At 71.1% G+C, this 12,816-nt stretch carries 7 protein-coding genes; 2 read left to right on the top strand and 5 right to left on the bottom strand.

What is annotated here, in order from left to right:
* Positions 1 to 173: 173 nt before the first annotated feature.
* Both Q8X39_RS17975 and Q8X39_RS17970 read left to right on the top strand, forming a co-directional pair.
* The gene (locus tag Q8X39_RS17975; protein ID WP_305751070.1) at positions 174 to 1,211 is read left to right on the top strand and encodes an SLAC1 anion channel family protein; all 1,038 of its coding nucleotides are present in this window, start codon (positions 174 to 176) and stop codon (positions 1,209 to 1,211) included.
* A 241-nt stretch (positions 1,212 to 1,452) separates the two neighbouring features.
* Entirely contained in the window at positions 1,453 to 3,090 is a 1,638-nt protein-coding gene (locus Q8X39_RS17970; protein WP_305751069.1) for a type II secretion system protein GspD, read from the top strand.
* 280 nt (positions 3,091 to 3,370) lie between these two features.
* Here Q8X39_RS17970 and Q8X39_RS17965 read toward each other — a convergent pair whose 3' ends face one another.
* The 5 genes from Q8X39_RS17965 to Q8X39_RS17945 all read right to left on the bottom strand — a co-directional run bounded on the left by Q8X39_RS17965 (position 3,371) and on the right by Q8X39_RS17945 (position 12,218).
* Entirely contained in the window at positions 3,371 to 3,622 is a 252-nt protein-coding gene (locus Q8X39_RS17965; protein ID WP_305751068.1) for a hypothetical protein, read from the bottom strand.
* Positions 3,623 to 3,715: 93 nt separating this feature from the next.
* The gene (locus tag Q8X39_RS17960) at positions 3,716 to 4,390 is read right to left on the bottom strand and encodes an SCO family protein (protein ID WP_305751067.1); all 675 of its coding nucleotides are present in this window, start codon (positions 4,388 to 4,390) and stop codon (positions 3,716 to 3,718) included.
* A 55-nt stretch (positions 4,391 to 4,445) separates the two neighbouring features.
* Positions 4,446 to 6,311: a hypothetical protein gene (locus tag Q8X39_RS17955; protein ID WP_305751066.1), complete on the bottom strand. Its 1,866-nt coding sequence runs from the start codon at positions 6,309 to 6,311 to the stop codon at positions 4,446 to 4,448.
* Positions 6,312 to 6,321: 10 nt separating this feature from the next.
* Complete coding sequence (locus tag Q8X39_RS17950; RefSeq protein WP_305751065.1) at positions 6,322 to 7,128, bottom strand: FKBP-type peptidyl-prolyl cis-trans isomerase; 807 nt, start codon at positions 7,126 to 7,128, stop codon at positions 6,322 to 6,324.
* 152 nt (positions 7,129 to 7,280) lie between these two features.
* Positions 7,281 to 12,218: a cupredoxin domain-containing protein gene (locus Q8X39_RS17945; RefSeq protein ID WP_305751064.1), complete on the bottom strand. Its 4,938-nt coding sequence runs from the start codon at positions 12,216 to 12,218 to the stop codon at positions 7,281 to 7,283.
* Positions 12,219 to 12,816: the final 598 nt, after the last annotated feature.

Genomic DNA, 12,816 nt, shown 5'->3' with positions numbered 1-12,816 from the left:
AGCACTCACCGATATTATGGGTGTCCTCGCCTGGCCCATGTCGGTGAAAACACCGAGCGCAACCGACAGGCCGGCGTCAGTCCCCAGGGGGCAGAGCAGCCCGGCGAGCCGGGTCTTCCCCGGGTCGGCTGATAGCATCGTTTTCGCGCCCTCCCCTGCCCGCGACACCGCCCATGACGACCCGACACGACGCCCTGCAACACCTCGCGCCCGCCTGGTTCACCATCGTGATGGGCCTGTGCGGCCTGGGCCTGGCCTGGCTGCGGGCCGAGCCGCTGATGGGCGAGCTGACCGCGCCACTGGCCGGCCTGATCGGCCTGCTGGCGCTGGCGATCTTTGTGGTGCTGGCCGTCGCCAGCGCGCTGCGGCTGCGGCGTCATCCGCAGGCCTGGGCGGCCGACCGGGCCCATCCGGTCCGGCATGTCTTCATGGCGGCGATGCCGGCCGCGCTGCTGCTGCTGGCGACGCTGGCCTGGGGCCTGTTCCACCCCGCGCGCGACGACGCGCCGCTGCTGCGCGGCCTGATCGACGCGGCCTGGTGGACCGGCAGCATCGGCCTGTGGCTGGCCACGCTGTGGACGCTGACGCGCTGGTGGCGCGGCAACCAGCCGGGCGGCCTGGTCTGGCAGGTCTTCACGCCGGCACTGCTGATCCCGGTGGTCGGCAACGTGCTGCCGCCGCTGGCCGGGCTGGGCCTGGGCCATGGCGACTGGGCGATGGCGCAGTTCGGCATCGGCGTGCTGTTCTGGCCGGTGCTGCTGACGCTGATGCTGGTGCGGCTGGCCACGCAGGGCCCGTGGCCGGACCGGCTGATGCCGGGCAACCTGATCCTGATCACGCCACCGGCGGTGATCGGCCTGGTGCTGCTGCAGGCCGGTGCGCCGCTGGCACTGGGCTGGGGCTGCTGGGGCGTCAGCCTGTTCACGCTGGCCTGGGTGCTGACGCAGGCCCCACGCATCCTGGCCCAGCCCTTCGGCCTGCCGCACTGGGGCATGTCCTTCCCGCTGGCGGCCTTCACCACGCTGACGCTGACGCTGGCCCGGCCGGGCCAGGCGCTGGCGGTGTTCGGCCCCATCCTGCTGGCCGCCACCTCGCTGGTCGTGCTCGGCCTGCTGCTGGCCACCTGGCGCGGCCTGCGCGACGGCACGCTGCTGGCGCCGGAGCCGGTGGCCAGCCTGACGCCGGTCGGGGCCACGCCGGGGACGACATGAGGCGCGGCGTCGTGACGTAGTGCGCCGCCGCAGCCCGCCGGCTGGCGCGCTGACACGTGCAGGTCAGGCATGCCGGCCGACAATGCCCGCTTGCCCGCTTGCCCGCTTGCCCGCTTGCCCGCTTGCCCGCTTGCCCGAGCCCTGGCGCTCGCCGCCGTCCGGATCGTCGCCCTTGAAGTTCCTGCCCCGCCTCCCTTTCCAATCGCCGTTCCAGCCGCCCTGGCGGTCCCCGGCCCCGTGCGTGCTGGCGCTGTTCGCGCTGGCGTCGCCGGCGGTCGTCCGGGCCCAGGCCGGCGCCGTGCCGGTGCAGGACGGCGAGACGGTCTGGCTGGCCCAGGCACAGCCGGCCCGCCTGGCGCCCGAGGTGGCCGCCCGCCCGATCACGCTGCGGCTGCGCGACGTGCCGCTGCGCACCGCTCTGGAGGCGCTGGCGCAGGCCGCCGGGGTGCGCTTCCTGCCCGATCCGGAGGTCCGGCTCGACCTGCGCGCCACGCTGTTCATCGAGGGCAGCGCCTTCGCCGATGCGCTCGACGCGCTGCTGACCTCGCAGCAGCTGGCGCTGCGCCCGCTCGACGCCCGCACCCTGCTGGTCTATCCCGACACGCCGGCGAAACGGCGCGTCCATGCCGAGCTGCAGACGCGCCGCTGGGCGCTCGACCATGTCGATGCGACGGCGATGGCGACGACGCTCAAGACCCTGTTGCGCACCACCGCGAGCGTCACGCTCGACAAGGGCAATGCGCTGGTGCTGCGCGACACGCCCGACGCGCTGGCGCTGGCCGATCGGGTCATTGCCGCGCATGACCGGCCCTACGACGACGTGGTGGTCGACGTGCAGCTGATCGAGGTCAGCCGCCAGCGCCTGAGCCAGCTCGGCATCGCCTGGCCGACGGCGCTGACGCTCGCCCCGCCCAGCGGCGTCGCGACGCTGGGCGACCTGCGCGCCAGCCGCAGCGATGGCTGGCGCTTCACGCCCCTGGGCTGGACCGCCAACCTGCAGTTGCAGGACCTGCCCGGCGAGGTGCTGGCGCAGCCCAGCGTGCGGGCGCGCCACAAGGAAAAGGCGACGCTGCTGGTCGGCGACAAGGTGCCGGTGATCACCAACCAGGTGGCGCAGCAGCCGGGTGCGGTGGCCGGTGGCACGACGGGTGGCGCCACGACGGGCGACACGACCGGTGGCGCCACGGGCGGCGCGGCCGGCGGCAACACCGGCAGCGGCAACAGCAACCTGCTGATCACCGGGTCGGTGCAATACCTGGACGTCGGGCTGAAGCTGGAGGTCGAGCCGCAGCTGCACGGCGACGGCGACATCGGCCTGAAGCTGTCGCTGGAGCTGAGCCGCATCCGCAGCACGCTGACCACCGCCTCGGGCCAGGCCTATCAGCTCGCCACCCGCCAGGCTCAGACCTCGATGCGGCTGCGCGACGGCGAGACCCAGTGGTTCGGCGGCCTGATCGACCAGCAGGACCGCGACACCGTCGCCGGCCTGCCGGTGCTGTCGCAGATGCCGGTGGCCGGCCGGCTGTTCGCCAGCCACGGCAACGACGACAACCAGACCGAGCTGCTGATGGCGGTGACGCCACGGCGCGTGAACGCAGCCGATGCGCCGCGCGCGGCGGTCATGGCGATCGACTCGGGCGAGGACGCGCGGCTGCGCAGCCGCGCCCTGGGCCAGGCGGTGGCCACGCCGGCCGGTGCGCCGATCACGGTCGACACCACCGGGCGCAGCTCGATCGGTGCGGTCGGGCGACTGCCCGATCCGGCCACGATCGCGCCGCTGGTGGGCGACATGCCCGGGCTGCCGGCGCAGATGCCGCGCCCGGAGCCGGGCCGGCGACCGCGCGGGAGCGCGGCACCGGAAGAGACCGCGCCGCGCTGAGCGGCGATCGGTCAGCCGAGGGGCCTCACGCCGGCCGAGCGCGGGGCCGCCCCAAGCCGGCCGGCGTCCCCCTGGGGGACCGGCCGGCATCCCCGCCGGACGAGGGGCCTCACGCCGGCCGAGCGCCGGGCCGCCCCAAGCCGGCTGGCGTCCCCCTGGGGGACCGGCCGGCATCCCCGCCGGACGAGGGGCCTCCTCACGCCGGCCGAGCGCCGGGCCGCCCCAAGCCGGCTGGCGTCCCCCTGGGGGACCGGCCGGCGTACCCGCCGGACGAGGGGCTTCAGTTGACGCAGCCGACCAGCGCCTGCTTGAGGGCCTCGCCCTGCAGGCCGCGGTCGAGCGCTTCTTTGCGGCAGGCCGAGAACTTCGCGCTGCGCTCCTGCATCGCGCGTGCGGTGGCGTGCTGCGGGCGCACACCCGAGGCGGCGGCGACCGGTGCCGAGGCGGCATCGGCGGCCAGCGCCGGCGCGGCCACGAAGGCGGTGGCGGCCAGCAGGCCGAGGGAGATGAGGTGACGGACCGTGGAGTTCATGGTGTGACTTTCTGAGTTGCTCTGAAGGAATGGCGCACGTCGCGCCGGTTGCGACCGGGGGTCGTTCGTGGGTGCGGCCAGAGGCCGGCTTGCTCAGGCCGACTTGCGCAGCTCGGCCACCAGCAGGTCGGGCGAGGCGTAGCCGTCCAGGCGGATCCAGGGTTGACCGGCCGCGCCGCGGATCAGCGTCAGCGGCAGGTGGTTCATCTTGTCGCCGCGCCAGACCGCGAAGGCCCGCTGCACCGCCAGCGATTCGGCCGAGCTGCCCGTGTAGTGCGACCAGGCGCCGAACGCCGCGTAGCGCTTGGCGTAGGCGCTCAGGCGGCGCGGCGTGTCCTGCTCCGGGTCGATCGAGATCGAGATCATGTTGACCTGCTCGCGCTGCGCACCCAGCAGCTCGCGCGCCTGCATGAAGACCTGGCTGGTGACCGGGCAGATGGTGTTGCAGGAGGTGTAGATGAAGTTGAGCATCACCGGACGGCCATCGTCGAGCGCCTGGGCGAGCGTCTGGCGCGCGCCGTCGGCGCGGGTCAGCGTGACGGCCGGCATCGGATAGGGCGCGGTGCTGCGCTTGACGCCCGGGGCGACCTGCACCGCCACGCCGTGGCAGCTGTCGTCGGCGACGGACGCGGCATTCGGGACGACCGGACCGGCCCGGCCGGCACGCGGCAGCGCACAGGCCGCCAGTCCGCCCAGCGCCAGCCCGAGCAGGCTGCGGCGGGTGGGCTGCGGGAACGGGATCGATGGCGCGGTGTGGCGGGTGTTCATGACGGCTCTCCGGAAACGGGGTGGCGGCGTGCGCGGGTGCGGGTGCGGGTGCGGCTCAGGGCACGATCCAGGCGCTGTCGGCCTCGATCGCGGCGTCGGCCGCATGGCGCACCAGGTAGGCGCCCTTGGAGGCATGGCGCTGACCAGCCGCCAGGCTCAGGCGCGGGTAGACGGTGGTGCTCTCGGCCCGCTCGATGGCGGCGACGGTGTCCTGGGTCGGCGCGTCCGCGCGCAGCAGCCGGCCGGGCATCGGGCGGGTGGCGATGCGGCGCTCGGGCACCGGTCGATGGGCGCTGGCGCGCGGACCGCGGTTGACGGTGACGATCGCGGCCTCGCGGGCCTCGTCCTCGGCGCGCGACTTCTCGCGCTGCGTCAGCATGGCCTCGGCGCGGTCGATCAGGTAGTCGCGCTGGACGTTGTCGAGCATGTCGACCAGCGTGTCGTTGAAGGACGTGAAGGCGAAGTAGGTCTCGGACTGCAGCACCTCGTCAACCATCGGCAGGCGGGCGATCTGCAGCCATTGCTGGAAGACGCTCAGGCTGGCCTCGCGGTGCGACGGCAGCTGGTAGGGGTAGACGGTGCGCAGCTGCGCCAGCCAGGGGGCCGGCAGCGCGGGCGCGGCGCCAGCCAGCAGCGTGCCCGAGGCATGCAGCCTCGCACCACCGCCAGGCGTCGTCAGCCGGGTGCCCAGCGTGCGCAGCGCTGCCGGGCGCAGCCACAGCAGGACCGCGTCGCGCGGCCCGCTGCGGCCCAGTCGCTGCGCCAGCGCGTCGAAGCCGGCGGCATCGGCCGGGTCCAGCAGCATGCGTTCGACCGCGATGCCGCGCGCGGCCAGGTCCTCGTCGACCATCGCGGCAACGGGCGTGGCCGCAGCGGCGCTGTCGCGGCCGATCACCTGCAGCACGCGGGTCGGGCGAGCGTCCGGCGGCAGGCCCTGCCAGTGCTGCATCAGCACGTCCGCTTCCAGCCACAGGCCGCGCGAGAAATAGAGCGAGTAGTGGTCGGCCTCGGACTCCGGCGGCGGCGCGCTGACGCTCGGGAACCAGCACGGCATCGCCTGCTGCTCGCAGAAGCGGTGGACCGGCGACCAGTCGCCCTCGCCCAGCCCGGAGACCAGCGCGAAGACCGGCGCGGCGGCCTGGCGTGCGGCCAGCTGCGCGGCCCAGGTCTCGGCCGGGCCCTGGAGTTCCCAGAACTCGTGGTCCCAGGCCCGTTCGGTGCGCAGCAGCATCTCGGCGGCGCTGGCCATCGAGCGACCGCCGTGAACGACGCTGCCGTTCTTCTGCCGCACGGCGGCCAGCGCGGTGTCCTTGAAGACCTGGCGACGCGCCGCATCGACCTCGGGCGTGATCACCGTGGCCAGCCGGACCCGCCGTTCGGAGACGCCCGCGGACCAGCCCGACGACAGCGGCTTGAGGTAGGCCAGCAGCGCACGCAGCGAGTCGTCGTCGAGCGCATAGCGCGGCATCAGCTCGTCGAGCGTGCGACCACTGACGTGACGTCCGGCGCGGATGGCCAGCGCGACGCTGGCCGTGTCATAGGGCGCGTGGCGCTGGTTGAACGCCTTCACGCCCCGGATGTTCTGCTGCACGACGGCACGGCCGTCGAGCTCGAAAAGGTAGCGGCCGGTGATCGGCGGGATGACGTTGACGCCCTCCACGCCGCCCAGGCCGCTGGTGCGGTGGCACTGGATGCAGGCCACGGCCGCGCCCTGCGCGGTCACGCCACCGGCCTTGACCGCCGACAGCGGCTCGCCGTGGGCGCCGATGCCCTCGCGGTAGAGACGCCGGCCGAGCGCGATCCAGTCGGTGTCGTCGGCTGCGGCTGCGGCTGCGGCGGCGGGCACGGCACCGGCCAGCATCAGCAGCGCCGCGACGCCCGCCAGCAGGCGGCGCGACAGGATCTGGATCACGCGCGACATCACCGGCTCCTCAGCGCTTGGCGTCCAGCAGCTCGACGTCGAAGACCAGCGTCTCGTTCGGGCCGATGCTGCCCGGCACGCCGCGTTCGCCATAGGCCAGCGTGTGGGGAATCACGATCTCCCAGTGCGCGCCGACCGGCATCTGCTTGAGCGCCTCGCGCCAGCCGGTGATGCCGTTGACCAGGCGGATGGTGACGGGGCGGTCGTTCTCGGTGGCGTCGAACTCGGTGCCGTCGACCAGCGTGCCGCGGTACTTCACGACCACGTTGTCCATCTCGGCCGGCTTGGCGCCGTTGCCGGCCCGCAGCTCGCGGAAGAGGATGCCGTTGGGCAGGGACTGCACGCCGGGGCGGGCGCGGAATTCGGTCTGGAAGGCGGTGCCGCGCTTGAGGTTGGCTTCGGTCGCTTCCTTGCGGCCGATCTTTTCCTGACGGCGCAGTTCGACCTGCAGCGCGTTCATCGCCGCGCGGATCTCGCGGTCGTTCATCTTGACGGCCTTGCCGCCGGCGAGCGCGTCGCGCATGCCGCGCACCACGGCGTCGACGTCGAGCTCGACCTTGTTCTTCTGGAAGTTGCGCACCGTCGAGACGCCGGTGGCATAGCTGATGTCCTCGCGGGTCAGCGTCGGGTTGGCCGGGTTGGCCGTCGAGCGCATGCCGGTGGAGGCCTCGGACGCGCCGGCCTGCGGGGCGGCGGCGGCCTGGGCGTGGACCTGGGCGCTCCAGCCGAGGCTGGCACCCAGCAGGCCGATGGCGGCCAGCGTGCGCAGCATGCGCGTCGGTCGCGGCGCCCGGTCTTGAAGCTGTTGGTGGCTCATGGGATGGGAAAGTGGGTGTTGAAGGTGGGGTCAGTGTGGAGAGCCTTGCCGAGCCGAAGCTGACAGGCCCTCCACACGGGGCACCGACCGCGCATTCCTGCCGTCGAACCGGTCACGCGGACCGGCTCGACGTGTCATGCGCGGGGCACCGGTCAGGGCAGCACGATGTCCGTCGCCGGCGTCGACCAGCCACCGTTGCCGATGGCGTTCTGCGCACGGATCTGGAACTGCGCCGGCGCACCCGGCAGGGTCTGGCCCGGCTGGACCGTGTGGACGCGCTGGCCGGTGATCACGAACGACGCTCCGGTGCTGTTGGCCGCACTGCCGGCGGTGCCCAGCGCGGCGGTGCGCCACGGACCCCAGGTGAACGGCACGCGGCACTGGGTGGGCTGCGCGTTCGGCACCGCACAGGTGCGGTACTGCACCGAGTAGACGGTGTTGCTGTTGGTCGCTTCCTCGGCCCAGTTCAGGATCACCGTGTCCCGATCGGCGTTGACGCCGGTCGTGGCCTGGCGGATGGCATTGACCGTGCCCAGGGTGAGCGTGGCCGTGCCGAACGCGTTGCCGGTGGCACCGATGGACACCGTCAGCGACGCACTGGAGGCCGAGCTGGCCGTCGGGGCGGTGGTCTTGCGGGCCAGCACGGTGTAGTCGTACGAGGTGCCGAACGCCGGACGCAGGGCGGCCGAGTTCTGGTTGCCGTCGACGAAGGCGTTGACGCGGCCCGTGGTCGTGGTCGATGCGGTGTTGACGCTGCCCACCAGGATGGCCGGCTGGGCCGAACCGGTGACCTTGCGGTACACGTCGAACACGGTCTCGCCGAGCGAGGCATCGACCCAGTTCAGCGTGACACGCGGACGGCCGTTCTGGGTGCCCGTGACACCCAGCGACACCAGGCCGGTCGGGGCGGGCAGCGTGTTGGCCGGCGGCGATGCAACCGTGACCTCCGACGCTGCCGTGCCGTTGGCGCCGACGGCGGTGACGCGGAACTTCATCGTTGTGCCCGCCGCCAGGCTGGTGCCGGCCGGCAGCGTGTAGCTGGTGGCATTCGCCAGCGCCGTGCCCAGGGGCTCCCAGGCGCCGTTGTTGACCGAACGCTCGACCAGGTACTGGTACTCGGTCTGCGCCTGGTCGGCCCAGCGGATCTCGGTGACCGGCGTGTTGGCCGCGACGTTGTTGTTCAGCACCGTGCCGCCGCTGCGCACGCTCAGCGTGGCCGGGGCCAGGGGCGCCGCCTCGTTGGCATGGAACACGATCGGACGCATGAAGTCGTTCTCTTCATGGCCCAGGATGTGGCAGTGCCAGACGTATTCCCAGCCGAAGTTGTAGGTGTCGTTGACGATCGCCTTGGGCACGCCGGAGTTGGGATCGATCTGCGTGAAGCCGAACGGCGAACCCAGCGGCTGCGACGGGTCCATCGGGCGGATGCTGTTGGGCACGCCGAAGCCCGGCAGCGGCGGACGCTTGGCGCGCACGGCCACCACCACGTCCTCCAGCGGGTTCATCTTGATCGTTTCCTTCCAGCCGACTTCGGCCGCGGTCGGCGGCGAGATCCAGCCGTCCCAGCCCACGCGGTTGATCAGCTGCACGTTCAGCAGGTGGAAGTGGACCGGGTGGGTGTCCACGCCGTTGTGCGTGATCTTCCAGATCTGGGTCTCGCCGTCGGAGAACTCCTCCGTCGGCGGGTCGATCATCGCCAGCGGGATGGTGGTCTGCGTCAGCGCGCTGGTGAACGGGATCTCGACGGCCAGGATCGCGTTCATGCGGCCGAAGGTCGGCTCGAACAGCTCGTGGATCGCCTTGGTCTTGACCAGGTTGCTGCCGGTGGGCAGGCCGTTGAGGTAGGTGTCGACCTGGGCGGTCGCGCCAAGGTTGCCGCCCACGGTGACCACGGTGTTGCCGGTGTAGCCGGTGCCGTGGTTGACCATCGTGATGTCGAACAGGCTGCCGGTCGCGGTGGCCGTGGCCGCCGTGCCGCCGGCCGGTGCGACGCCGCCGTTGAAGGTGATCGCCACCTGGCTCAGGTCGGTGTAGCCGCCGCCGCCGGCGCTGCCGAGGTCGGTGATGACACCGGCCGCGTCGCGCACGATCGGGCTCATCGGGTCCGGTGCGATCAGATGGACCGACGAGACATGGCCGGTCGTCGTGGCACGCGCCGTGGTCGTCGCGCCGCCGCCCTGGAAGCTGACCGTCGGCGCGGCTGCGTAGCCGCTGCCCGGTTCGGTGAGGGTCACGCCGATCACGCGGCCGCCGGAGACGACCGCCGTGCCGGTGGCACGCACGCCACCGGCGGTCGGGGCCGAGAACAGCACCGTCGGGGCGCTGGTGTAGCCGGCACCGCCGTTGGTGATGATGACCTGGTCGACCGCCAGGCGGGCATCGGCCATGGCACCGGAGCCACCGCCGGCCTGCGCCACGATCGACACCAGCGGTGCGATCGTGTAGCCCGAACCGCCGTCGGTGATCTGGATGTCGCTGATCTTCAGGGTCGACTGCGCGATCGCGCCGGTCTCGACACCAACGCTGGGGTCCTGGAAGGTGATCGCCGGAGCGGTCACGTAGCCCGCGCCGATCTTGTCCACCTTCACGCTGTTGAAGCCGCCGACGTTGGGCGCGCCCGGCACGTAGTTGAAGACGGGCTGCTTGAGCGAACCGGTGTAGATGTCGGCGTAGTTGGCCGGGCCGGCCGCGGCGGTGGCGGCGACGCCCCACGTCTCACCGAATGCGGTGTTGTAGGCCGCCTGGCCAACGACCGGACGCTCCTGCGACAGCGCGTAGGCCTTGGGCAGCTCGGTCGCGAGCTTGGCGGGGTCGAGGGTGATGTCGCCGTTGATGGCCACGGCGTCAGCCGCCGCACGCACCTTGATCATCATCATCGTGCGGGTGTTCGGGCCGTGGCCGACCTTGGTGTTCTCGGCACCGCCCTCGGTCGACTGGTCACCCACGTCGGTGTAGTAGTCGTTGCGCGGGTCACCGGCAGGCACCGGGGCGCCCGAGTCGTTGTAGACGATCAGGGTCTTGCCGGCGTACTGCGAGAAGTCCACCACCACGTCGGCGCGTTCGGCGTTGCCGAGGTACAGCGCGGTCGTGTCGACGTTCAGGACCGTGATGCGGCCCTTGTCCATGTTGTAGTTGATGGGCACCGGGTCGTACTTGGCGACCGCCGGCAGCAGGCCGCCTTCGCTGGCGATCTGGTACATCGTCGGGCCCTGGGTGGTCGGGTCGGGCACGCCACCGGCACGGTTGTCGGTGGGCCAGAGCTCGGGCACGCAGCCACCGACCGAGCGGGTCTCGCCAGCGGCGCAGACGTTGGCGGCCTGGGCGGCCGGCACCATCTTCAGCTCGGTGTTGCGACCCTCGAACGAGACGTTCTCGTCGGCCACGAACATGTTGACCGTGATGAAGCGGTCGTTCGAGGCGTTCAGGATCTTGAAGCGGTAGGTGGTCGGATCGACGTCCAGCGTCGGGTAGGCCACGCCGTTGATCAGCGGGGTGTCCATCCAGGCTTCGGGCGTCGTGGTCACGTCGCCGTATTCGCCGGTGGGCAGGTCGTACATGGCCGGGAAGACCGGCCAGAACAGCGGACCCCAGTGCCAGCGGCCGACGGCGTTGAAGCCGTTCATCTGGGCCGGGTCCTGGACCGTCTCATAGACGTGCGGGAACCAGGAGTCGCTCTCCGAACCCCAGGCGCTCGCGTTCCACTTGGCATCCTGGAGGGCCACGTCGGCCGGCACGAAGGTGCGGTCCGAGAAGACCAGCGGCAGGGTGCGCTCGGCCGGCGGCAGGACCTTCTGCAGGCTGGTGGCGCCCACCGTGCCGCCGTTGACCAGCGCGTCGTCCACCTCGTCGCCCAGCATGTAGACCGAGGCCATGCCCGAGTACACGTTCAGGCGCGTGATGCCGATGGTGTGGTCGTGGTACCAGAGCATCCGGCCGGACTGGCCGTTCGGGAAGTAGTAGGTCATCGCGCCCGGGCCCGGATCGGGCATGTCGGGCACGTTCTGGGCGCTGGCGCCACGCAGGAAGGCCGGCAGGTACTGCGCGTCGATGCCTTGATCGACCAGCGGCGCGGGCGCGTTCGAACCGGCGGCGCGGGGCAGGGACTCGCCCAGCGGGGTGATCCACTGGTGCGGGGTGCCGTCGCTGATCCACGGCGTGTCGCCGCCGTGCAGGTGGATGTTGGTGCGGTTCTGGGTGAACTCGGTGAAGCCGTCCGGGCCCAGGCCAGCATGCGCGATCGACTTGTCGACCGGCAGGAACAGGTCGCCGTTGCGCTTGAGCACGACGGTCTTGCCGTCCGGACCGACGGTCGTCTCGGCACGGCCGGCCGGCATCAGGTTGACGAACTTGACGCGCGTGGGCGTGCCCTTGCGGGCCTGCAGCACCGGGCCGTACATGTGCGGCTGCTCGACCGCCAGCGCCGGCACCATCTGGCGGCTGCCGTCGGCGTTGAAGACCAGGAAGCCCTTGGCGTCGGTGGCCTGGATCTGGATCGCGCTGCCATCCGGATAGGTCAGCGCGAAGGACTTGCTGCCAGGCAGCGGCGTGCGACCGTTGGTCGCCTCATGGTCGATCTGCACGTAGCCGCGCAGCGTGGTCGGGTTCTTCAGGTCCGAGTGCAGCTTCTGCTTGAACTCGACCACCGCGATCTCGTAGTAGTCGTCCGTGCCGGCCGCGCCGGTCTGCGGATTCACCCACTTGGCGGCCTTGGCCACCGGCAGCGTGCGCGTGGTGACGCCGTCGGCCAGGGTCCGCTCGACGCCGGGCAGCGGCAGCGGGTCGATGAACTTGCGCAGCGCCTTGCCGGTGTCGAGCGCGCTGGTGCCGGTGAACTTGCCGGCGGCGTGCAGCGTGTTCGCCTCGGCCACCGCTTCCGGCGTCTGCGAGTCACGGTCACCGCGCGGGCTGTGGGCGAAATGGGAACGCACGGCCATGTAGTTGCCGTTGACGTCCTGGGATTCGCCGAAACCCACGCCGGCGTAGATCGGCGCGGCCGTCATCGCGGCCATCGCCATCAGCGTGGCACGCACGCTGGTGGCCAGAACAAAAGGTTGGGCGATCGACTTCTTCGCCTGCTTGCTGTGTGCCATGGGACCCCCCGCTCATTGCGGTTGAATGCGCCCGAAGACGCTGATTGACCGTGTACCCCCCGGATCCGACCAAGCCCACCCGTGTGTTCGATCAGGCAAAGCGATGCCCGACCGCCCCGTGGTGCGGTTTGTTCCTGATGCGGCGTGATGCCTTCGTGCTTTGGTTTTGAAGGCGTGACCGGATACTAAGGAAAACTTCCGACGCATGGCACCCCACGCCTGCCACCGTCACAAACGGATGTATCCGGCCGGGTTTCGGTATCGAGTTTTAAGGAATTCAAAAGGCTATGCCGCTATTGAGCCGACCGAGGGGGCCCGGCGAATTCCTGAAGATCGAATTAAAGGAAGCCGCTGCGCGGCCCACTTTTCCAAGAGATCGGGACCGATCGACTTGACACGACCACGAAGTCCTCGGCGCGATTGCCGTGCCGGTCGGAATTCACACCGCTAATCCCCTGTATTGCGGTCGGACTTAATCAATCCATAAGTCCCCGGCGAGGTGTTCATTTGTGAAAAACATCACAAGCACCACCCAGGTCTCGGTTCAGGTTCAGGCGATTCAACTGAAAAACGTGAAGTTCTACTTCCCGAACAAAGC

The organism is Leptothrix discophora (genome assembly GCF_030705305.1).
Taxonomy (GTDB): domain Bacteria; phylum Pseudomonadota; class Gammaproteobacteria; order Burkholderiales; family Burkholderiaceae_C; genus Sphaerotilus; species Sphaerotilus discophorus.
Note: the sequence above shows the minus strand (reverse complement) of the source record. Positions and strands in the feature narration are given on the sequence as shown.